Origin of the sequence: Clostridium tagluense (assembly GCF_003865095.1) — a bacterium.
GTDB lineage: Bacteria > Bacillota > Clostridia > Clostridiales > Clostridiaceae > Clostridium_AD > Clostridium_AD tagluense.
Map to the genome: position 1 here is coordinate 95534 of NZ_BHYK01000008.1, position 22022 is coordinate 117555.

Genomic DNA, 22022 nt, shown 5'->3' on the forward strand with positions numbered 1-22022 from the left:
GATTAATTATTATAAATTCGAACCTAATTGTTAAGAGTTTATCTAAGCAAAAGGAGGGTAAAAGTATTAAACATTAATAGGTATACTTTGACCTTTTACATTTTGTAGAAGGTTTTATTATTTGGCGGAAATTTTGGATACCTTGTGCTAAAAAAAATGGCATAAAGAATAGAGGGATAATATGGAAAAAAGAATTGGCGTTGTAGGAATTATAATAGAAGAATTTACTAATGCTACTTTTGTTAACGACATACTGCACGATTTTGGGGATTTAATTGTAGGAAGAATTGGAGTGCCTTACAAGGACAGAGGAATATTTGTAATTTCTATAATTGTAGATGGGACCATGGACGAAATAAGTGCAATGACAGGTAAGATTGGAAAGATTCCAGGGGTAAATGTTAAAGCTGCAATAACTAAGCAATAGAGAAAAAATATAGTGGAAAGAATAAAAAATATTGGAGGAATTTAAAAATGAAAGAATATAAAGCTGAGGATTTTATCATTGATTCTGAAATAAATGAGTCTATAGAATACGGAAAGAAAATGGCTGAGGATAAAGCTTTTGTAGTGGAACTTTTAAACAAAGCTAAAACCTGTGTTGGGCTTACTCATAGGGAAGCTTCTGTGCTTTTGAATATAGAAGATACTGAATTATTACAAGAAATGTTTAAAAGCGCTAAAGAAATTAAAGAAAAAATATATGGAAAAAGGATAGTAATTTTCGCACCATTATATGTAAGCAGTTTTTGCATAAATAACTGTCAATATTGTGGGTATAAGCATTCAAATGATAGTATTTCAAGAAAAAAACTTAATATGGAAGAGTTAAAAGAAGAAGTGAAAATTTTAGAAAGTTTAGGGCATAAAAGATTGGCCCTTGAAGTGGGAGAAGATCCAGTTAATACACCAATTGAATACGTACTTGAATGCATAAAAAACATATACTCAATAAAATTTGAAAATGGCAGTATAAGAAGAATAAATGTAAATATTGCTGCTACAACCGTTGAAGAATATAAAATGCTTAAAGATGCAGAGATAGGAACTTATATATTGTTCCAAGAAACTTACCATAAAGAAACCTATGAAAGATTCCATCCAAAGGGACCAAAGCATAATTATAATTATCATACAACAGCAATGGACAGAGCAAAGCAGGCAGGGATAGATGATGTAGGTATTGGAGTGTTATATGGTTTATATGAATATAAATACGATACAATAGCAATGCTAATGCATGCAGAGCATTTAGAAGAGTCTACAGGTGTTGGACCTCACACTGTGTCAGTACCAAGATTAAGACCCGCAGAAAATGTAAGTCTTAAGGATTATCCATATTTAGTAACAGATGAGCAGTTTAAAAAATTAGTTGCGGTGTTAAGACTTGCCGTTCCTTATGCAGGAATGCTTTTATCTACAAGAGAAGATATAAAATTTAGAGAAGAAGTTTTAGCATTAGGTGTATCTCAAGTTAGTGCAGGTTCTTGTACTGGAGTTGGCGGATATGCTGATGAATATAGTGGTCATAAAAGTGAAGAAAAACCACAATTTGAGATTGGAGATCATAGATCACCTAAAGAAATCATAAAAAGCTTATGTGAAAGTGGATATATTCCAAGTTATTGCACTGCTTGCTACAGAGAAGGAAGAACTGGTGACAGATTCATGAGACTTGCAAAAAGTGGACAGATCCATAATGTATGTCAGCCCAACGCTCTTCTAACATTAAAGGAATTTATGTTGGATTATGGTGATGAAAATATTAATAAAATAGTAGAAGAAACTATAAGAAAAGGACTTGAAGAGATACCAAATGAAAAATCAAGAGAGGCAACGAAGGAGAAACTAGATAGAATAGAAAAAGGGGAGAGAGACTTAAGATTTTAGTAGATGTAAGGTTAAAAAAGTATGAAGTTTATCCTACGTGATTTGCAATAAGAACTGTAAACGTGAAATTTGATTAAGAAATTCTAATCTTTTGCGAATATAAAACTTTCTAGCGCTCACACTCAGCGTCCTGCCTCGGGTTCGCTAGCCTGACTTCCTGTCAGGCTTACGAAAGTTTTACATTCGCAAAAGAAGAATTTCTAAATCAAATTTCAATGTTTATGCGTTACTTATTGCAAATCACTACGGATAAACTTCATACTTAGTATCATTTAATATCTATCGCAATTTAAGCATCTTTGGAAGTAATAGGAATAGAGACATAGAAACATAGAAACAATATTAGAAGTACTTGTAGGTTTTAAAAATAAAAGTTGTGGATAGTTCTTAAGATTGAGATTAAAGTGTGTAAAAAATACGCGCTCATTATTTGTGGATAATATTTTGTGTGATTGCATTTATTTTCTTGCCGCGGAGGGGCATACAAAAGCCTAGTGGCTAAGAACGTGGAATAGTAGATGGCTGTGTAATTTAGCAACCAGCTTATATAATTTTAAAATTGGAGGAGGCTGAGATATGCAACAAACACCCAATGCTAATAGGCTTCATATAGCTATATTTGGAAAAAGAAATGTGGGTAAGTCAAGTTTAATTAATGCACTTACGGCGCAAGATATTGCTTTAGTATCGGATTTAGCAGGGACGACTACGGACCCTGTATATAAGGCTATGGAGTTACTTCCAATAGGGCCTGTTGTGATTATAGATACTGCAGGACTTGATGACACAGGCGAAATTGGAGAGCTTCGGATAAAGAAGACTAAAGAAGTTATGGATAAAACGGATTTGGCTCTTTTGGTTATAGATGGAGATGTGGGAGATTTAATTTTTGAGAGCAAATGGTATGAAGATTTAAAAGGAAGAAAAATTCCTGTAGTTGGAGTTATTAATAAAGTTGATAAAGGCGATGTGGAATTAGATAGGATTCAAAAGGTTATAAATATAGATTTTATTAAGGTTAGCGCTAAGGATAAAGTGAATATTGATGAGCTAAAAAAAGCTATTATGAAGTTGGCTCCAGAAGATTTCGAAAAGAGCACAATTGTTGGGGACATAGTAAAGCCAAAGGCAAGAGTAATAGTTGTAGCTCCACAAGATATTCAAGCACCAAAAGGGCGATTAATACTTCCGCAGGTTCAAATAATAAGGGATCTTCTTGATAATGATGCAATGGCACTAGTGGTAAAGGATAGTGAACTTGAGGATGTTTTAGCCTCGCTAAAGGATAAACCAGATTTAGTAATTACGGATTCACAGGTATTTAAGAAAGTTAATTCTATAATACCAAAGGAGGTACCACTTACTTCCTTCTCTATACTTATGGCTAGGTATAAAGGAGATTTAAACAGTTTAGTTAAAGGTGCAAGGGCCATAGATACTTTAAAACCAGGAGATAAGGTTCTTATAGCGGAAGCCTGCACTCACCATCCCTTAGAAGGAGATATAGGCCGCGAAAAACTTCCTATATGGCTTCAGGAAAAAGTAGGTGGGAAGTTAGATATCACAGTCTGCGCAGGAAGTTCTTTTCCGGAAAAATTAAGCGAATATAAGCTAATACTTCATTGTGGAGCTTGTATGTTTAATAGACAACAGTTAATGTCAAGAATTAAAAAGGCTAACATTGAAGGAATGCCTATTACCAATTTTGGGATAGCTATAGCTCATATAAATGGTATATTAGATAGAGTGCTTAGTGCTTTTGAGGGGGATGCTTTTTAAAAGAATATTGTTAAATAAATTAATATCCACAACTAAGACGGATTAAATGTTTTAGCTGTGGATATTTTTCTTGTTTTTATATACTTCTTTTATAATTAGGAATGATTATACCTTAGTGGAAAGAGGGCTGATAAGAGGTGGCAAGATTCAATTTTATTGCTTAAAATGAAATATTAATTGACAACACTCGATACTTATGTTAAATTAAGTTTACAAACAAGTTCATACGCGAACGAATGAGGTGAGAAAATGCAAGATAAGTGCATTATTAGAAAGATTAATGAGATTTGTAATATTTCTGATAAATATATTATAAAAAGAATAAATGAAGAAAGATTGCCAATTTTGAGAAATCATGCTCCATTATTTTACATTCTTTCAGGAGATGGAACTCCATTGCTTTTTAACGAAATAGCGAATATTTGGAAAATTTCTAAATCTTCTTTATCAGATATTATTGTAAAGTATGAGAATCAAGGATTAATTAAAAAGTGCAGTTGTTCTGAAGATAAAAGGAGTGTATACATAAGTTTAACTCCTGAAGCTAATATTATTAAGGAAAAATTATATGAAATTGAAGATGAATTTTTTAATTTATTACAAAAGAATTTTGATAAAGATCAATGGAATACTTTTGAAAATGACATAGAAAAAGCTTTAAGCAATCTTGAAAGAATGCTGTAAAAGCTTTTTTCAATAGATTATAGTTCGTACACGTACGTAAGAATTTATAATTTATGGCATAAAAGATAGTATTAAAATGAACAAAACCTTAAGAGCTATAAGAGTAAGGATATTAAAATTTAAGTATTGAATGGAATATAAATAAAACTTAGATAGTGATTACATTATCTAAGCAATAGAAGGAGTAAAAATATGTTTAATTCTATAAGGAAAAGGTTGACTTTTAATTTTGCATTAATGGCAGCTGTAATAATATTAGTATCTACTTCCTTTTCAACCTATCAAATGATAACAGGAATACAAAATCAAATGAAATATGATGGAATAACTTTATCTAATAATATAAAAACAGATATAGAGAATATAGGAATTGGTAATGTTGATAAAATACAGTCATTAGTAAGTGAAGCTTATAAACATTCAGAAGGGAATTTATATTATATAGGAGTTGTATCTCCAGATAAAATTCTTGTTGCAGGGACTTCAAAGGATGCCATTGGTCAAAAAATTGACTCTGTTGAACTAGATAGTGTATTTAAAGGAAATACAGCTTCATTTATGAATGAATGGCAGGGTACAGCTGCTTATAATGTAACAGTTCCAATAAAAGAAGGTGAGAACGTAGTATCCAGTCTTTCAGTGGGAATTTCAGTTGTAAATATGCAAAATTATATAACTAATGGCATTATAAAAAGTATTGTTGTAGGTATAATCATACTAATATTAGCTATAATCACAGGAACTATACTAGGAAGACGAATAGCAAAACCAATAGAGAGCATAAAGGATACTGTAGAAAAAATAGGCAATGGAGATTTAACAGTAGAATATAGTGTTACTGGTAAAGATGAAATAGGGAGGCTTGCTATTGTAAGCAATGAAACTACAAAAAATCTTAGAGAACTTGTAAGAAAAATTAAAAATATAGCAGGAAGTTTAAATAATTTATCACAAGGCGTTTCAAATGGTGGGGAGCAAGTATCCATAGCTAGCGAAGAGATAGCATCTTCTGTATCCAGCGTATCACAAGAGGGGATTAAGCAAACAGAGGCTTTAGAAGATGCAGTCAGGCTTTTAGAAGATTTCTCATCAGATTTAAATAATGTAAATACTAAATTGGTAAAACTAGCTCAGGGTGGAGAATATATATAAAATGATATAAATAAAGGAGCAGAAAGAATAAATAATTTATTCAATACTATAGGAGATATGCAAAACTCCTTTGACATAGTAAGAAATAAAGTGGGGAATTTAGATGAAACTATATTACAAATTAGTTCTATAGTATATGTTATAAATAGTGTAGCATCTCAAACAAATCTTTTAGCTTTAAATGCATCTATTGAAGCAGCAAGGGCAGGAGAAGCAGGACGAGGGTTTTCAGTAGTGGCAGATGAAATAAGAAAGTTAGCAGAGGAAGTTTTAACATCTTCAAAAAATATAACTGAATTAGTAAATAGGGTAATGCAAGAAACACATGATGTTTCAGGCACCACAGAAATTGTAGCTAAAAGAGTAGAAGAAATAAAAGAAGATGTGGAAGTGGCAATAACTTCTTTTAAGGATGTTATTGATAAAGCAAACAATATTCCAAAGGAAATTGATGGAGTGAATGAAGTCCTCCAAGGAACTATAGTAGGTAGGGATAAAATTTTATCTACAGTGGAAAGAATAGCATCTAACTCAGAGGAAATTTCATCTCTTTCAGAGGAAGTTACAGCATCTACAGAAGAACAAGCAGCTATAACTAATGAAATGGCAGTAACTTCTAGAAAATTAGTTAAGATGGCAGCGGTACTAGAAAAGAGTGTTTCAAGTTTTAATGTATAGTAGCAAAAAACAGTATGTGGATAAAACAATGAAGAGAGACAAGGATTTTTAGAAATGTGTTCATTAAAAAAGAGAAGTTTGAGATTTTTAGATTTCTTAATTTAACATATAGAAAAAATAAAAATTATTAAGTAGGAGGTATTTATATGAGTATTTTTGGAGTAACAAAAGGTACAGAATTAGAAAAAGAAATAGATGGGTATTGTAAAGGTGAAGAACAGGGTGCTGGTATGTATGCTGCATTAGCATGCCTAGCCAAGGAAAGAGGACTCCATGAAGTTTCAGATGTTTTAATGGAGGTTGCTAAAGATGAAATACGCCATTCAGGCATATATGCTGTACTAAACGGACATGCTAATGAGGATATTTTTGAGTTGTTAAGAAAAATAGCTCCAATTGAAAGTGCTGGTGTAGAAAAGCTGAATGAATTTGCTAAACGTGTGCGAGATCTTGGGCTAGAAGAAGCAGCCAATCAAATCGAAGCTGCTGCATCAGATGAAGGACGACATGGGGAATTATTGAAAGATTTAGTATTAAAATTTTCATAAAAATTAAGAAAAAAATTATAAAAAGGAGTGAAATTGTATGATAAAAGTTATAGCGAAAAATTTTGCTAAGGGCGATAAAATTGATAAAATTTTAGAACTTGCAAAAGAATTAATAGAAACAACAATAAAAGAAGAGGGTTGTATAAAATATGAAATGTACCAAAATCTAAAAAGTCCAGATCAACTAATCATGGTAGAAGAATGGGAGACAATAGAGAACTTAGATAAGCATATGGCTTCAGAGCATTTTAAAAGGATAGTTCCACAAATGAGTGTTTATATGGACAAGAAACCAGAAATGAATGTTTGTAAAAAAGTAATTTAAAAAAATAACTTATATATAAGTTATGTATAAATAAATCTAATATATAATAAGGAGCGTAAACATATGGAAAACCAAGTACTTAAAGTAATAGAAAATAGAAGAAGCACAAGAAAGTATACAGACAAGCAAATAGGTGAGGAAGAATTACAAATAATACTAGCGGCTGGTATACAAGCACCTACAGCAAACAATTCACAACCATGGCATTTTACAGTAATACAAAATAAAGAAATGATTAGCCATATAAGTGATAAGTCAAAAGAAGTGATGCGTCAAAGTGATGATGAAGGCATAGTAAAAATTGGAAATAATGCTGTAAATATATTTTATAATGCACCTACTCTAATAATAGTTTCAGGTAAAGAAGATGTTAGTTCATCTTTAGTTGATTGCTCAGCAGCTATAGAAAATATGTTAATAGCAAGTGAAAGTATTGGTCTTGGAACAGTATGGGTAGGCCTTGTTGGATTTTTCTTTTCACTTAGTGATGAAGTTAAAAAATTAGGACTTCCTAATGGATATAAACCATTTTATGCTGTAGCCATAGGAAATAAAGCCAATGATACTATTTTAGGACCATCAAAGAGAAATAAAAATGTTATAAATTACATCAGATAAAAAACTAATTTTAAAATAAAGTTCTCCCTATTGCAACTATACTAACATTATCTGCTACAGGTTCTGAAATGGATGCAGGAGCAGTAATTACAAATCTAGAAACTAGTGAAAAATTAGCCACTGGTAATAAAGATATGGCACCTAAGTTTTCAATATTAGATCCTACTTATACATTTTCAGTGCCTGCAAATCAAACAGCAGCAGGCACAGCTGATATAATGAGTCATATTTTTGAAGTATACTTTAGTAATACAAAAGGAGCTTATCTTCAAAATAGAATGGCAGAAGCATTTCTTAAAACTTGTATAAATTATGGTGAAAAAGCTATTGCTGATCCTGAAAATTATGAAGCAAGAGCAAACTTAATGTGGACATCAAGTCTTGCTATAAATGGCCTATTAAGTTATGGAAAAGAAACAGAGTGGAGTGTTCATGGAATGGAGCATGAGTTAAGTGCATTCTATGATATTACTCATGGAGTTGGTCTTGCAATTTTAACACCACATTGGATGGAGTATGCACTAAATGATAATGCAGTAAACAAGTTTGTTGAATATGGAGTTAATGTTTGGGGACTTGATGCTAGTGGTGACAAATATGAAATAGCTCATAATGCTATTAAAAAGACAAGAGAGCACTTTGTATCATTAGGAATACCTTCCACCTTAGGAGAAGTTGGAATTAAGGAAGAAAAACTAGAAGAAATGGCAAAACAAGCTACTGTACTCGGAAAACTTGGAAGCTTCAAACCTTTAGATGCACAGGATGTACTAAATATATATAAAGCTGCTTTTTAAAAAATACTAAATTATTTATATTGGGGGGGTTGTTTTGCTATATAGAAAGTTTGGAAAAACAAATGAGATGGTTTCAATTCTTGGATTTGGCTGTATGAGGTTACCTATTCTTGGAGAAGGCGATCCGTCAAGAATAGATGAAGATAAGGCTATAAAATTAATTCGCCATGCAATTGATGAAGGAGTTAACTATGTAGATACTGCATATCCATATCATGGTAATGGTATGGGTGGACCAGGTAGTAGTGAACCTTTATTAGCTAAAGCTTTAAAAAATGGATACAGACAGCGAGTAAAAATAGCTACAAAACTTCCCAGTTGGTTGATAAAAACAAGAGAAGATATGGACAAATATTTAAATGAACAATTAAAAAGACTTAACACAAATACAATAGATTTTTATTTGGTGCATACAATAGATCACACAACTTGGCCTAAATTAAAGGAAGCTGGCATTGCTGAATTTTTAGATGCAGCTATAAAAGATGGAAGAATTAAACATGCAGGGTTTTCATTTCATGATAAACTTTCCTTGTTTAAGGAAATAGTAGATTATTATGATTGGTCGTTTTGCCAGATTCAGTATAATTATTTAGATGAAAACTATCAGGCAGGAACAGAAGGTTTAAAGTATGCAGCAAAAAAAGGTCTAGGAATTACAATCATGGAGCCACTTAGAGGGGGTAAGATTGTTAATGTTCCAAAGGAAGTGCAAGATATTTTCAATGAGGCAGATATAAAAAGAACACCTGCGGAGTGGGGTCTTAGATGGATATGGGATCATGCTGAAGTATCAGTTGTTTTAAGTGGTATGAATGAAATTGAGCAAGTTTCAGAAAATGTTAAAGTAGCAAGTGAAGCTAAAGCAAATTCGCTAAATCAAAAGGAATTACAAATTATTGAGAAATCCAAAGACATTTTCACAGAAAAGATGAAAGTGAATTGTACAGCTTGTGAATATTGTATGCCCTGCCCTCAAGGAGTATCTATCCCTAAAAATTTTAGCTGTTACAATGAGTATCACATGTTTGGTAAATCAGATATGTATAATTGGCTTAAACCAGAGCAAAGGGCATCAAACTGTATAGAATGTGGAAAATGTGAAAAGCATTGTCCACAAGGCATTTCAATTCCTCAGGAACTAAAAAATGTTAGGGTATTATTTGAGTAGAATATAAAAAGTTTTTTATGAGGGTAATATTAAGTTAAACCTAAAGAAGCTACAAAGGAAGATATAAAAAGTCTTATTGAAAGTTAATGTGTACCCTTTGTCAAGGACGATTTAAAAAAAGTATATGCTACTGAATTAAGAAGGTGATTTCTGTATTGAACAGGACTCATCTTTTTTAGATTACATTGGTATCCATATTTATTAGAAGTAATGTAGATAACGTTTATCGAAATAATCTTTGTTATTCTGTATGTTAAAAAAGCCAAAGACATTGTTAAAAATAAATCAGAGCTCCTATATTAATTTTTGAATAATTGGTGTAAAATTTAATTATGGAAAAATAAGAAATAGCATAAAATAAATATAAGGTAACTTAATTTGAAGGGATGATAATAATGATAACTATTAGTATTTGTGTTGGAAGTGCCTGTCATTTAAAAGGGTCTTATAAAGTAATAGAAGGGTTACAAAAGCTAATCAAAGAAAATAAGATTGAAGATAAGGTGGAAATTAAAGGAGCATTTTGTATTGGCAGATGCACAGAGGGAGTTTCTGTAACTGTGAATGATGATGAGTTTTTTTCCTTAAATGAGAATAATGTAGATGCATTCTTTCATGAGACTATTATGAGAGGTATATCAAATGAGTAATATGAATTTTTCTAAAGCATATTGCAAAAATTGTTATAAATGCCTTCGTTCATGCCCTGTGAAGGCCATAAAATTTGAGAATGAGCAAGCTACTATAGATGAAGAAAGATGTATAGAATGTGGTCATTGTCTTACTATATGTCCACAAAACGCTAGAGAAATTAAAAGTGATGTGGGGGTTGTTAAACTTGCTATAAATTCGGGGAAAAAAATTATAGCAAGTTTAGCACCATCCTTTGCTGGTTATTTTGATGTGGAGCAAGGACGCGTGGTAGCGGCTTTAAAGAAGTTAGGATTTAGTATAATAGAAGAAACTGCAGTAGGTGCGGAAATAGTAGCTGATTTATATAATAATTATATTGTGGAGAATAAAAGAGATGTTTATATAACCACAGCATGCCCATCAGCTAATTACTTAGTAGAAAAATATTTTAAAGAAATTATTCCATACTTGATTCCTGTAGTATCTCCAATGATAGCTCATGGTAAATTACTAAAGGAGAAATTTGGTGAAGATAGCTTTATTGTATTTATAGGGCCATGTCTCGCAAAAAAATCTGAGTTTGAGTATTTTTTAAAAGATAATGTGATTAATGCAGTATTAACTTTCGATGAATTGAATTCTTGGATTACTGAAGCTGGTATAAAAATACATGAGCTAGAAGAAGAGAATTTTAATGTTAATCCATATAGTAAAGGTCAAGGATTTCCTATGGGTGGAGGTATTATTGAGGCAATGGGGAGTGAGTTAAAGCAAAGTTCACTTAGTGTTATTACGGTAAGTGGGATGGAAGAGTGCATAGAAGTATTTAATAGCATTAAGAATGGCGATTTAAAGGACGTATTAATTGAAGCTAGTGCCTGCAAGGGAAGCTGCATAGGCGGACCAGTCATGGTTAAAAATGGTGAAAATTATTATACAAAATTAAGAAAAGTTAAAAACTATATAAAGAGTCGTAAAAACTATAATGATCCAATAAATACTGAGGTACCAACTAATATAAATTTTAATAGAAAATTTACTGAAAAATCAATTAAAAGGGCTATAGCCACAGAAGAAGAAATTATAGCAATTATGAAAAAAATGGGTAAATATGAACTTATAGATGAACTTAATTGTGGAGTGTGCGGGTATAATTCTTGTAGAGAAAAAGCCCAAGCTGTTTTTGAAGGTATGGCTGAAACTAACATGTGTCTTCATTATATGAGAACTAAAGCAGAAAGTCTTTCTAATGAAATTGTTGAAAACACTGCAAGTAATCTAATCCTATTAGATGGAGAAATGAACGTGCGAGAGATGAATCCAGCTGCCAAGGCTATATTTAAAATACAATCTCAAAATATCATAGGAAAACCTATATCCCTACTTATTGATGATACAGATTTTAAAAATGTAAGAGAGTCTGGAGAAAACATAATAGGTAAAAAGGTTGCTTATCCACAGTATGGCGTAGTGTTTATAGAAAATATAGTATATCTTCAAAAACAAGACATGGTACTTGCAAGTATGATTAATATTATGACTGAAGAGAAAAATAAAAAAGAATTAATGAAGGTTAAAGAAAATACTTTAAATGCTGCTCAAGAGGTTATAGAAAAGCAAATGAGGGTTGCCCAAGAAATAGCAAGTCTACTTGGTGAAACCACTGCAGAAACGAAGATTATTTTAACTAAGTTAAAGAAAATAGTGGCAGGTGAAGATGTTGAATAAAAAGGAGTTATTTATTGATGTAGCCTATGATAGCTTGATAAAAAAAGATGAGGAACTCTGTGGGGATAGGGTGGAAATAATAAGACTTAAGGATAGCACTATAATTGTCATGGCAGATGGTCTGGGTAGTGGGGTGAAAGCCAATATACTAGCTTCCTTAACATCTAAAATTGCTAGTACTATGCTTAAAGAAGGAGCGGACATCTATGAAACTGTAGATACTATAGTAAACACACTACCTGTGTGTAAGGTACGAGAGATTGCCTATTGTACCTTTACTCTAATGAAAATTTATAATGATGGAAGAGTTTATATTGCAGAGTATGATAATCCGCCTTTCTTTTTAATAAGAAATAGTAAAGGCATTGAAATAGAAAAAAAAGAAAGTATTATTAATGAAAAAAAAGTATTTGAAAGCCAATTTGTACTGGAGGAGGGGGACGTGATTACGGTTGTCAGTGATGGATGTATTCATGCAGGAATAGGGAATATATTAAATTTGGGTTGGAGCTGGGATAATGTACAAAATTATTTGATTCGTAATACAAAATGTAGACGAAGCGCAAAAAATATTGAAAAGGATCTGATTCAGGTATGTTGGGATTTATATGGAGGAAAACCTGGAGATGATACGACTGTTGTATGTGTAAAAGCTAGAAAGTCAGAGGTTATTGATCTATTTACCGGGCCACCGAAGGATGCGCGAAATGATAGCTATGCTATTAAAGAATTCATGAAAGGAACTGGAAAAAAGATAATTTGTGGGGGAACCACTTCCAATATTGTAAGGAGAGAACTTGGTCTTGAACTTAAAGTAAACTTAGATTTTTATGATAAGGATGTACCACCTACAGCAACTATGGAGGGAATAGATTTAATAACTGAGGGAGTTTTAACTTTAAGCAAGGCAATAGAAAAGTTAAGTAATTATGAAGCAAGTTTTGAATCTCAAGAGACATATTGTGATTTAGATGGTCTAGACGGAGCTAGTAGGCTTGTTAAAATGTTAATAGAGGATTGTACACATTTTAATTTATGGGTAGGAAAGGCTATAAACCCAGCGCATCAAAACCCTAATTTTCCTATAGATTTGAGCATTAAGTTAAAGCTTGTGGAGCAATTAATAGGGTACATGAAAAAATTAGGGAAACATGTTAACATTAATTATCTATAAAAAAACAGCAGATATATCTGCTGTTTTTTTTAGGCGTACTATTTACGTTTTATATATTGTGTATGAAGAAGTTCATGAGCTTTAACGCCGTAGGGTTCTCCAAGGAATTCTTCATATATTTTTTTGATGTATGGATTTTCATGAGATTTTCTTATAGTTTTGCTTTTATCTTCATTATATAAAACAGACATTCTCTTTGTTAATATATCTTTATAATCATTTGCATAAGGCTGCCCACCACCATTAATACATCCACCAGGGCAAGCCATGATTTCAATTAAGTGATACTTAGCTTCTCCCGTACGAATAGCTTCTAATAATTTACGAGCATTTCCAAGTCCACTAGCTATAGCAACTTTAACATCAATGTCGTTAATTTTTACAGATGCTTCTTTTATGCCTTCCATACCGCGTACTGTTTCAAAATTTACATTCTCAAGGGTTTCATTTGTGAGCCATTCATAAGCAGTACGAAGTGCTGCTTCCATAACTCCTCCAGATGTACCGAATATAACTCCAGCACCAGTAGATTCTCCCAGTGGATTATCGAAATCTTCTTCTGGCAATGAATTAAAATCAATTCCAGCTTCTTTAATCATTTTAGCAAGTTCTCTTGTGCTTATAACTATATCAACATCTGGGACTCCGTTTGTAGCCATCTCAGGCCTTGCTGCCTCATATTTCTTTGCAAGACAAGGCATTACAGACACAACTATCATATCTTTTGCTTCTACATTCATTTTTTCTGCAAGGTATGTTTTAGCAACAGCACCCCACATTTGTTGTGGTGATTTACAAGTAGATGGAATATCTAATAAATCATTAAATTGGTGCTCAAAGAATTTAACCCAACCAGGACAACAGCTTGTAAGCAGTGGAAGTTTTCCGCCATGTTGTAATCTATGAATAAATTCGCTAGCCTCTTCCATTATTGTTAAGTCAGCTGCAAAATCAGTATCAAATACTTTAGTAAAACCTAAAGCTCTTAGTGCAGCAACCATTTTTCCAGTAACAGGAGTGCCATGTGGAAGTCCGAATTCTTCACCTAGGGCGGCTCGAACTGCAGGAGCAGTTTGAACAACAACAACTTTTTCATTTTGACCTAGAGCATTCCAAACTTTAGAAGTGTTATTAACTTCTGTTAAGGCACCAGTTGGACAGACAGAAACGCATTTTCCACAGAAAGTACAAGTTGTTTCTCCCATTGGCATTGAAAAAGCAGGAGATACAACAGTTTCAAAGCCACGGCCTACACCGGATAAAACTCCAACAGTTTGAACCTCATTACACATAGTTTCACAACGTCTGCATAATATACATTTATCTAGATTTCTAACAATAGAGCTACTTGAATTATCTATAGGATAAGTTGACATTGCACCTTTATAGCGAATTTCACGAACACCTAGTTCAGCAGCTAATCTTTGCAATTCACATACAGTGTTTTTTTCACATAATAAGCAGTCTTGTGGATGGTCAGATAGAATTAATTCAAGCACAGTTCTACGGGCTTTAATGGCTCTAATTGAAGTTGTCTTAATTACCATTCCATTTGCAACGGGAGTTGAGCATGCAGGAGCTAAGTTTCGTCTTCCCTCAACTTCAACAACACATATACGACAAGAACCTGGATGGTTTGTAGTTTTTCCATCATGCATATTTAAATGACATAATGTAGGTATATTTATATTGAGCTTTCTAGCAGCTTGTAGAATAGTTGTGCCTTGTTCTACTTGAATTTCTTGATGGTTTATAGTAAGAGTAAGTAAACTCACAGCGTGCACCTCTTTCTTATAGTTTATATTTGAAAAACGCATTTATATGTTATTTTTTAATGATTGCATTAACTGGACATGCACTTTGGCATGCACCACATTTAATACATTTATCTTGGTCAATAACATGTAATGTTTTAACTTTTCCACTGATACAGTTAACAGGACATTGCCTTGCACATTTTGTACAGCCTATACATTTATCCGTAATGTTGTATTTTAATAAGTGCTTACAGACTCCAGCAGGACAAGTTTTATCATAAACGTGAGCCTCATATTCACTTAAAAAGTATTTCATAGTGCTTAATACTGGATTTGGAGCAGTTTGTCCCAGACCACATAGTGAAGTATCCTTAATGGTGTTTGCAAGTGATTTTAGCTTATGCAGGTCTTCTTTTGTTCCGTTTCCTTTTGAAATTTTTTCAAGCATTTCAAGAAGACGTTTATTTCCGATTCTACAGGGAGAACATTTACCACAAGACTCTTCTACAGTGAATTCTAAATAGAATTTAGCTATATCAATCATACAATTATCTTCGTCCATAACAATCATACCGCCAGAACCCATCATAGAGCCTATAGCACCTAGTGATTCATAATCTATTGGAGTATCTAAGAATTCTGCTGTAATACATCCGCCAGATGGACCTCCTGTTTGGACAGCTTTAAATTCACGGCCGTTCTTAATTCCACCACCAATATCAAAAATGATTTCCCTTAGTGTAGTACCCATTGGAACTTCTACTAGTCCAACGTTATTTATTTTGCCAGCCAGCGCAAAAACTTTTGTTCCTTTAGAGGTTGCAGTTCCTATAGAACTATACCAAGCAGCACCTTTGTTAACTATAGCTGGAATATTTGCAAGGGTTTCAACATTGTTAACACAAGTTGGCTTATTCCACAATCCGCTTTGAGCTGGGAATGGTGGTTTATTAGTTGGTTCTCCACGTGAACCTTCAATAGATTGAATTAATGCAGTTTCTTCTCCACATACAAAAGCACCAGCACCATATTTAATTTCTATATCAAAGCTAAAATCAGTTCCTAAAATATTTTTACCGAGAAGCCCTAATTCACGAGCTTGGCTTATAGCTGTTCGAAGTCTACTAATTGCAAGAGGGTATTCTGCTCTAATATAAATATCTCCGATTGAAGCACCAATACTGTAACCTGCTATTGCCATAGCTTCTAGAACACTGTGAGGGTCTCCTTCAAGAATAGAACGATCCATGAAAGCACCTGGGTCTCCTTCATCAGCATTACAAATTATATATTTTTGATCAGCATCGTACATTTTAGCGAAAGCCCATTTTTTACCAGTTGGAAAGCCACCGCCGCCTCTGCCTCGAAGTCCTGAATCGATCATTAGCTTTATAATCTCATCTTGGGACATTTCTGTAATTACCCTTCCTAATGCTAAGTAACCATCTTCAGATATATATTCTTTTATGTCTTCAGGATTAATAAGACCACAGTTTCTAAGCGCAATTCTTACTTGTTTCTTATAGAAAGGCATATCTTCTTGTTTTTTTATTTTTATACCCATACTTGGTTCTTCAAATAAAAGCCTATCAACTATGATACCTTTTAATAAGTGCTCTTTAACTATTTCCGCGGCGTCAGAAGGTTTAACATTAACGTAAAATACGTTATCAGGAGAAACCTTAACAATGGGACCTTTTTCACAAAATCCAAAACAACCAGTAATAGCAGCAGTTACTTCATCAGTTAGTCCGTTTGCTGCGATTTCTTTTTGTAGATTTGCGAGTATCTCATCACTTTTAGCGGACTTACAGCCAGTACCACCGCAAACGGATAAGTACCTTGTACATCGATTACCGTCAGAAGCTAACTCTTTTTCTTCGTTCATTTCCCTAAGGTCTAACAATGTATTATATCTATTTTGAATTTCTTTAAGTTCATCAAAAGAATTAATTTTATTCAATGTATTTCCCCCTCCTATTCAGCATACTCGGTTGTAACGTACTCGCCTGTGGCGTACTCAGATAGTATCTTATTTACTCCGTCTACTGTAACATGTCCATAAACTTTATCGTTTATAGTTACTACAGGTGCAAGACCACAAGCACCTACACATCTTAATGAGCCTAATGTAAATTTACCGTCACCAGTAGTTTCGCCAGTTTTAATCTTTAACTCCTTTTGAAATTCTTCAAGTACATCTCCAGAACCTCTAACAAAACAAGCGGTGCCCATGCAAACATTTATTACATATTTACCTCTTGGTTTAATAGTGAAGTAAGAATAGAAAGTCACAACACCATAAACTTTTGAAACTGGAATATTTAACTTTTCTGCTACAAAAGATTGTACCTCTTGAGGTAAGTAGCCGAATAGACCTTGCGCTTTGTGAAGCACTTCGATAAGGGCACCTTCTTTACTTGGAAGGTCAATAATAAATTTTTCTAAAACTTTGAAAATCTCTGCGTTTAAACAATTAGAACACACTACAATATACCTCCTTTAAAATCTATGATTACATATAGACATATTATAAATTTAAAATTACAACTCACCATAACCTTACATTACACTTGAATATTGTGAAAAATTAAACTTTAACAAATAACATTATAATTGTTTTTGTAGTGAATATATGAACTAATGTCGTTAATGTATTAAATATACGTAAAAATTAAAGAGGCACATTGTTATACATTTCAAAGTAAATCTTATTATTCATATATTAATAAAAATTCAAGTATACTGCATGAAATATATTATAATGGAATTTTAGCGAAAAATCTAGTAAATAATTAGTTAATTTTGATTATTGAAAAAATAAGGAAAAGTATAGTAAAAGATAAGGGAAAGTATAGTAAAAAACAAGGAAAAGTATGGCAAGAATTAACATGATAATTAACAAGGATATTTTAATTTTAGATGAATAGTAATACTCTGATGAAGAATATGTAAAATCTTGTATATCATTAATGGATGTGCTATAATTTGCTTATTGTTGAAGGGGAGAGATGTATATTATGGATTTTGATATTTTTAGTGAAATGATAAATAAATTAAATGGTGTTACTAGTACAAAAATAATACATCAAGATAATGATATTCAAGAGATACATATATTGGCTAATACTTTAAGGGCACCAAAGCAAATAGTTAGAGATATTGAGTCTATTCTTTTAACCTCCTTTGATTATAGAATAGATAGAAAAGTTATTAGTATTGCACAAATTGAAACAGATGATTGTGACCCTATTAAAATAATAAAATTTGGGGGTATTTCCTTAAATGTTCAACCGAACATGTTAGAATGTAGTGTTAAGCTCCTTTATGAAGAAGAAGAATTTTTTGTAACCCAAGTGGGAATAAAAACTGTAGCTAACAGAAAAAAAATAGTAGCTAAAGCAACTATTGATGCTGTAGAAAAAATCCTTGGACAAGTCTTTATATTTGATGTACAAGATGTAATTAGTACTACTAATAGAGATATAACCTTTATATCAGTTCTTATAAATATGGTTATAAATGAATCAGAACAAACCATGGTAGGATCTGCAATTGTAAAAAATGATATTAATGAAGCTATTGCAAAAGCCACCCTAGTAGCTATAAATGGAAGAGTACAAAAAACAAATTTTGACAACTGTTAAAGTTGTTAAAAAGCCACCAAGTGGCTTATAAAATTGCTTTAAGGGCCGATACCTTAACATTTATTTAAAAATTAGTTTATGAAATTATTATTTTAATTGTTTACCATAGCGGAGAAAAATTATGATAGGTTATAGCGTAGCCCTATTAATTTAAATCAAAGGGGGATTTTAATAATGAAGAAATTAACTACAATATTATTAGCTATATTAGCACTTGCTATAGCTGGTGGATCAACAGCTACTTGGATGTGGTAAATTAAGACTATCGGCCTTTATAATACATAGGAGGAAAATAATGAAGAAATTACCGTTAAATCTAAAAATATATCTTATAACTACATATTTTATAACTTTTATATCTTTTCTTATTTGCTTCAAAACAGAACACATAATTTTTTCCTCAATAAGTTCAGATATTTTTATATTTTTTATATTTTTAACGGCTTTAACAGAAAGTCTTACAGTGATTTTCAAAAAAATCTCTTTTAGCACAAGTTTTGCAATTACAGTTGCTTGTTTTATTTTATTTGGAGCCTTAAATACAATAATAATTTCAGTATTAGGTTTTATATTTAGATCACCTAAATATAACAATAAATATAGGCACATATTTAACACACCTTTTTACGGAACGTTATTTAATTTGTGTAGCTTAGTATTACCAATTATATATGGAAATTATTTTTACAAATTAGTAGGTGGAACTATTTATGCTGGTAAATTAAGTAGTAATCTATTACAAATTATCGTGTTTAGTATCGTGTTTTATATAGTTAACATATTTATGATATCAATTGTATATTCAATAATGAATAAAAAAAGCATTATATATTCATTTATAAGCAATTCTAAACTAGTATTATTAAATACTTTTGCTATGGCTCCTTTTGGTATAATATTAGCCTTTGTATTCAATTTATACAGTTATGTTGGTGTAATTCTTGTATTAGTTCCTATAGTATTAACTAAATACACTTTTTACTTATATATACAATCAAAATCTCAATACGTCCAAATTGTAGATGCTCTTATGCTTGCAATGGAGGCAAGAGACAAATACACAGAAGGACATTCTAAAAGGGTTGCTGAAATATCAGCAAATATAGCTAAAGAATTAAAATATAATGACTGGAAAATTGAACAATTAAATATGGCAGCTTTACTTCATGATGTTGGGAAAATTGGAATTAATGATGAGATTTTAAATAAACCAGGTAAACTTTCTACTGAAGAATTTGATATCATAAAAACTCATCCACTTATAGGCTATAACATATTAAAAGATATTAAAAATCTTGAAAATGTACTACCAATTATACGCAATCACCATGAGCAATATGACGGAAATGGATACCCAGATGGAAAAAAAGTTGAAGAGTTAAGTCTTGATGTTTTTATTGTGCAACTTGCAGATTCTATAGATGCTATGTCTACAGATAGACCCTATAGAAAAGCTTTAAATCATGAGATGGTTATAGAAGAAGTGAAAAAAAATTCTGGAACTCAATTTCATCCAAAGGTAGTGGCAGCATATTTTAAAGTTCTAGAAAAACAAAAAAATAAAGTGAGGATTTAAATGTTTATTGAAGCTTTAATTTTTGCAGTGATTATTGGATACATACTAAAAGGAAATATAAGAAATTTAGAAAATGTAGATATAAAACGCACATATCTTGTTTTTATATCTTTCTTTATAGAATTTTTTATTGTTATTTGCATAAGAAAGGATTTTTTTAATATAGGTATCTTTACATATATATTAAATTCAATCATGTATATTTTACTTGTAATTTTTATTTATTCTAACAGAAAAAATAAGTATATTGTACTTATGGGATTAGGTTTTTTGCTAAATGCTATTCCAATTTTTTTAAATGGGGGAGCAATGCCAGTAAGTGCTAAAGCAGCGAAGGCAGCAGGGATTACTTTAAATATTAGCAAAGAAGGACTTTATTCCTTAATAAATGAAAATACTAGGGTATGGTTTTTAGGAGATATTATTCCACTAACTTTCCTAAGGAACTTTGCCATAAGTATTGGGGATATTATTGCAGTACTAGGACTGATGTTATTTATAATTATGGGAATGAAGAAAACAGCTAAAAATTAGCTGTTTTTGTTATATAGTCAGGAATCAAAATTAAAATAAAAGGTAAAAATTATAAAATAGAATTTATTTTGTTTTTTTGGATATAATATTTTAAATGTAAAATAAAAAGAATTTGTGCCATTATATAAAATTTAGTTGACTTATTGATTATATAATCTAAAATGAAACATATATAATAATATAAATTAACAATTGAAAGGGGAATTATAAATGAAGAAAAAGATATATATTGATGGAATGAGTTGCAGTCATTGCGTAAGTCATGTTAAGGAAGCACTATTGGACATTGGTGCTATGAAAGTAAGAGTTGACTTAGAAGAAAAATTTGCTATAGCAGAATTTGATGATGAGATAAATGATAGTGAAATTACAGAAGCTATTGAAGAAGTAGGATATGAAGTTACTGAAATAGAAGAAGATTAACATAATTAACTTTGCCCCTGTTCATTTACATTGACAGGGGCAAAGTCAATTATATGGTTTTACGTGCATCAATTATTGTTTGATATAAAATTATTACAATACAATCAATAATTTGGATTTTTTTCTCTCTTGTTGTTTTTGTGGAATAACAAATAAATTTTAGTTTTTCTAGACACTTATCTACTTTAGGTTGATTCACTTTAGAAAAAAAATCAATATATTTTGTGGGGATTTTTTCTTCTGACCATTTTTTATTCATATCCTTAAGGCCGAGCTCTATTGTGGACAGTATCCTATAAAATAATATATCTGGATTATCATTAGTAGTTTCATCTATAAGAATGATTTGATTAATAGTAGATTTCATTACATCACATTTAATTTCTAAAAAGTTTCGAATATATTTATCCTCAAAAGCGGGAATTTGATAATTTATTATATCATCAATGTCAGAAAATTCACTATGCTTGTCCTTGGAAGTTTTTAACATAGCATCTAATCCTGGTATCTTCAGGGTCTTAATTAATATAGGCAGAATATTAGAAGGTATAGGAACTCCCAGTAGGGTTAGATTTTCTAAAATACTAACACTCTCTGTAATCGCTAGAAAAGCTATTATAATTTGGGATAACATGGTGGTGATTGTTATGGAATTTAAAATAGTCTCGAGCAATCTAACGGTAATTACGCAAAGGGAATAAGTGATAATCTTTTTAGTAGCTTTACGTAATCCTGCACTGGAAAACCTTTTATATTTTATAGCAGTAAATACCCCTGTAATAGTATCTAAAATAATAAGCATCAAAAGAATAATATAGGAGGTTTGCATGTTATTAAACATTTCGCAAATAAAACCTAAGATTCCAGATACTCCAAATATTTTTAACAAGAAGTCATTCTTGTGCATT

21 protein-coding genes and 1 pseudogene are annotated in these 22022 nt (G+C 31.6%); 18 read left to right on the forward strand and 4 right to left on the reverse strand.

Annotated features, from left to right (window positions below):
- The first annotated feature begins 181 nt into the window (after positions 1–181).
- From Ctaglu_RS09045 to Ctaglu_RS09105, 14 genes and pseudogenes are all read left to right on the forward strand, one after another.
- Positions 182–427: a TM1266 family iron-only hydrogenase system putative regulator gene (locus Ctaglu_RS09045; protein ID WP_125000247.1), complete on the forward strand. Its 246-nt coding sequence runs from the start codon at positions 182–184 to the stop codon at positions 425–427.
- 47 nt (positions 428–474) lie between these two features.
- On the forward strand, positions 475–1890 hold the full coding sequence (gene hydG, locus Ctaglu_RS09050) for a [FeFe] hydrogenase H-cluster radical SAM maturase HydG (protein ID WP_125000250.1): 1416 nt from the start codon (positions 475–477) through the stop codon (positions 1888–1890).
- A 576-nt stretch (positions 1891–2466) separates the two neighbouring features.
- Positions 2467–3669, forward strand: coding sequence for a [FeFe] hydrogenase H-cluster maturation GTPase HydF (gene hydF / locus Ctaglu_RS09055; RefSeq protein WP_125000253.1), 1203 nt, complete (start codon positions 2467–2469; stop codon positions 3667–3669).
- A gap of 249 nt (positions 3670–3918) precedes the next feature.
- On the forward strand, positions 3919–4353 hold the full coding sequence (locus Ctaglu_RS09060; RefSeq protein ID WP_125000256.1) for a MarR family transcriptional regulator: 435 nt from the start codon (positions 3919–3921) through the stop codon (positions 4351–4353).
- 192 nt (positions 4354–4545) lie between these two features.
- Positions 4546–5505, forward strand: coding sequence for a HAMP domain-containing protein (locus Ctaglu_RS25885; RefSeq protein WP_148097586.1), 960 nt, complete (start codon positions 4546–4548; stop codon positions 5503–5505).
- A gap of 57 nt (positions 5506–5562) precedes the next feature.
- The gene (locus Ctaglu_RS25890; protein WP_148097587.1) at positions 5563–6183 is read left to right on the forward strand and encodes a methyl-accepting chemotaxis protein; all 621 of its coding nucleotides are present in this window, start codon (positions 5563–5565) and stop codon (positions 6181–6183) included.
- Between the two features lie 146 nt (positions 6184–6329).
- Positions 6330–6731 (forward strand): ferritin family protein, encoded by a 402-nt coding sequence (locus tag Ctaglu_RS09070; RefSeq protein WP_125000259.1) that lies wholly within the window; start codon positions 6330–6332, stop codon positions 6729–6731.
- Positions 6732–6768: 37 nt separating this feature from the next.
- Positions 6769–7056, forward strand: coding sequence for a putative quinol monooxygenase (locus tag Ctaglu_RS09075; protein WP_125000263.1), 288 nt, complete (start codon positions 6769–6771; stop codon positions 7054–7056).
- A 63-nt stretch (positions 7057–7119) separates the two neighbouring features.
- The gene (locus Ctaglu_RS09080; protein ID WP_125000266.1) at positions 7120–7674 is read left to right on the forward strand and encodes a nitroreductase family protein; all 555 of its coding nucleotides are present in this window, start codon (positions 7120–7122) and stop codon (positions 7672–7674) included.
- Between the two features lie 14 nt (positions 7675–7688).
- Positions 7689–8471: pseudogene (locus Ctaglu_RS09085) on the forward strand (iron-containing alcohol dehydrogenase); the annotation flags it as partial.
- 34 nt (positions 8472–8505) lie between these two features.
- Positions 8506–9642, forward strand: a complete 1137-nt coding sequence (locus Ctaglu_RS09090) for an aldo/keto reductase (protein WP_125000272.1) — start codon at positions 8506–8508, stop codon at positions 9640–9642.
- A 395-nt stretch (positions 9643–10037) separates the two neighbouring features.
- On the forward strand, positions 10038–10292 hold the full coding sequence (locus Ctaglu_RS09095) for a (2Fe-2S) ferredoxin domain-containing protein (RefSeq protein WP_125000275.1): 255 nt from the start codon (positions 10038–10040) through the stop codon (positions 10290–10292).
- Positions 10285–12003 carry a [Fe-Fe] hydrogenase large subunit C-terminal domain-containing protein gene (locus Ctaglu_RS09100; protein ID WP_125000278.1) on the forward strand — a complete coding sequence of 573 codons (1719 nt, stop codon included), beginning with the start codon at positions 10285–10287 and terminating at the stop codon, positions 12001–12003. Before Ctaglu_RS09095 ends, Ctaglu_RS09100 begins: the two co-directional genes overlap by 8 nt.
- Entirely contained in the window at positions 11993–13177 is a 1185-nt protein-coding gene (locus tag Ctaglu_RS09105; protein ID WP_125000281.1) for a SpoIIE family protein phosphatase, read from the forward strand. The genes Ctaglu_RS09100 and Ctaglu_RS09105 overlap by 11 nt, the downstream gene beginning before the upstream one ends.
- A 38-nt stretch (positions 13178–13215) precedes the next feature.
- Here the strand turns inward: Ctaglu_RS09105 and Ctaglu_RS09110 are convergent, their stop codons facing one another.
- From Ctaglu_RS09110 to nuoE, 3 genes are read right to left on the reverse strand one after another with little or no spacing between them, the layout of a single operon-like run.
- Positions 13216–14952 (reverse strand): NADH-dependent [FeFe] hydrogenase, group A6, encoded by a 1737-nt coding sequence (locus Ctaglu_RS09110; protein WP_125000284.1) that lies wholly within the window; start codon positions 14950–14952, stop codon positions 13216–13218.
- A gap of 49 nt (positions 14953–15001) precedes the next feature.
- Positions 15002–16897: an NADH-quinone oxidoreductase subunit NuoF gene (locus Ctaglu_RS09115; protein ID WP_373861669.1), complete on the reverse strand. Its 1896-nt coding sequence runs from the start codon at positions 16895–16897 to the stop codon at positions 15002–15004.
- A gap of 14 nt (positions 16898–16911) precedes the next feature.
- A complete protein-coding gene (nuoE, locus tag Ctaglu_RS09120; protein WP_125000287.1) occupies positions 16912–17421 on the reverse strand; it encodes an NADH-quinone oxidoreductase subunit NuoE in 510 nt (169 codons plus the stop codon).
- A 533-nt stretch (positions 17422–17954) separates the two neighbouring features.
- Between nuoE and Ctaglu_RS09125 the strand changes: the two genes are divergently transcribed.
- The 4 genes from Ctaglu_RS09125 (at position 17955) to Ctaglu_RS09140 (ending at position 21114) form a co-directional block, all read left to right on the forward strand.
- Complete coding sequence (locus Ctaglu_RS09125; protein ID WP_125000290.1) at positions 17955–18581, forward strand: hypothetical protein; 627 nt, start codon at positions 17955–17957, stop codon at positions 18579–18581.
- Between the two features lie 295 nt (positions 18582–18876).
- Positions 18877–20157, forward strand: a complete 1281-nt coding sequence (locus Ctaglu_RS25755) for an HD-GYP domain-containing protein (RefSeq protein ID WP_125000293.1) — start codon at positions 18877–18879, stop codon at positions 20155–20157.
- A complete protein-coding gene (locus Ctaglu_RS09135; protein WP_125000296.1) occupies positions 20158–20691 on the forward strand; it encodes a DUF5317 domain-containing protein in 534 nt (177 codons plus the stop codon).
- Positions 20692–20901: 210 nt separating this feature from the next.
- Positions 20902–21114 carry a heavy-metal-associated domain-containing protein gene (locus Ctaglu_RS09140; protein ID WP_125000299.1) on the forward strand — a complete coding sequence of 71 codons (213 nt, stop codon included), beginning with the start codon at positions 20902–20904 and terminating at the stop codon, positions 21112–21114.
- A gap of 49 nt (positions 21115–21163) precedes the next feature.
- Here Ctaglu_RS09140 and Ctaglu_RS09145 read toward each other — a convergent pair whose 3' ends face one another.
- Positions 21164–22021: a phage holin family protein gene (locus Ctaglu_RS09145; protein WP_125000302.1), complete on the reverse strand. Its 858-nt coding sequence runs from the start codon at positions 22019–22021 to the stop codon at positions 21164–21166.
- Between the last annotated feature and the right edge of the window lies 1 nt (position 22022).

What these genes read in the sequence shown, in the direction of transcription:
- Ctaglu_RS09045 (WP_125000247.1), top strand. Translation starts at nt 182, where the DNA reads ATGGAAAAAAGAATTGGCGTTGTAGGAATTATAATAGAAGAATTTACT.
- hydG (WP_125000250.1), top strand. Translation starts at nt 475, where the DNA reads ATGAAAGAATATAAAGCTGAGGATTTTATCATTGATTCTGAAATAAAT.
- hydF (WP_125000253.1), top strand. Translation starts at nt 2,467, where the DNA reads ATGCAACAAACACCCAATGCTAATAGGCTTCATATAGCTATATTTGGA.
- Ctaglu_RS09060 (WP_125000256.1), top strand. Translation starts at nt 3,919, where the DNA reads ATGCAAGATAAGTGCATTATTAGAAAGATTAATGAGATTTGTAATATT.
- Ctaglu_RS25885 (WP_148097586.1), top strand. Translation starts at nt 4,546, where the DNA reads ATGTTTAATTCTATAAGGAAAAGGTTGACTTTTAATTTTGCATTAATG.
- Ctaglu_RS25890 (WP_148097587.1), top strand. Translation starts at nt 5,563, where the DNA reads ATGCAAAACTCCTTTGACATAGTAAGAAATAAAGTGGGGAATTTAGAT.
- Ctaglu_RS09070 (WP_125000259.1), top strand. Translation starts at nt 6,330, where the DNA reads ATGAGTATTTTTGGAGTAACAAAAGGTACAGAATTAGAAAAAGAAATA.
- Ctaglu_RS09075 (WP_125000263.1), top strand. Translation starts at nt 6,769, where the DNA reads ATGATAAAAGTTATAGCGAAAAATTTTGCTAAGGGCGATAAAATTGAT.
- Ctaglu_RS09080 (WP_125000266.1), top strand. Translation starts at nt 7,120, where the DNA reads ATGGAAAACCAAGTACTTAAAGTAATAGAAAATAGAAGAAGCACAAGA.
- Ctaglu_RS09095 (WP_125000275.1), top strand. Translation starts at nt 10,038, where the DNA reads ATGATAACTATTAGTATTTGTGTTGGAAGTGCCTGTCATTTAAAAGGG.
- Ctaglu_RS09100 (WP_125000278.1), top strand. Translation starts at nt 10,285, where the DNA reads ATGAGTAATATGAATTTTTCTAAAGCATATTGCAAAAATTGTTATAAA.
- Ctaglu_RS09105 (WP_125000281.1), top strand. Translation starts at nt 11,993, where the DNA reads ATGTTGAATAAAAAGGAGTTATTTATTGATGTAGCCTATGATAGCTTG.
- Ctaglu_RS09125 (WP_125000290.1), top strand. Translation starts at nt 17,955, where the DNA reads ATGGATTTTGATATTTTTAGTGAAATGATAAATAAATTAAATGGTGTT.
- Ctaglu_RS25755 (WP_125000293.1), top strand. Translation starts at nt 18,877, where the DNA reads ATGAAGAAATTACCGTTAAATCTAAAAATATATCTTATAACTACATAT.
- Ctaglu_RS09135 (WP_125000296.1), top strand. Translation starts at nt 20,158, where the DNA reads ATGTTTATTGAAGCTTTAATTTTTGCAGTGATTATTGGATACATACTA.
- Ctaglu_RS09140 (WP_125000299.1), top strand. Translation starts at nt 20,902, where the DNA reads ATGAAGAAAAAGATATATATTGATGGAATGAGTTGCAGTCATTGCGTA.
- Ctaglu_RS09145 (WP_125000302.1), bottom strand. Translation starts at nt 22,021, where the DNA reads ATGCACAAGAATGACTTCTTGTTAAAAATATTTGGAGTATCTGGAATC.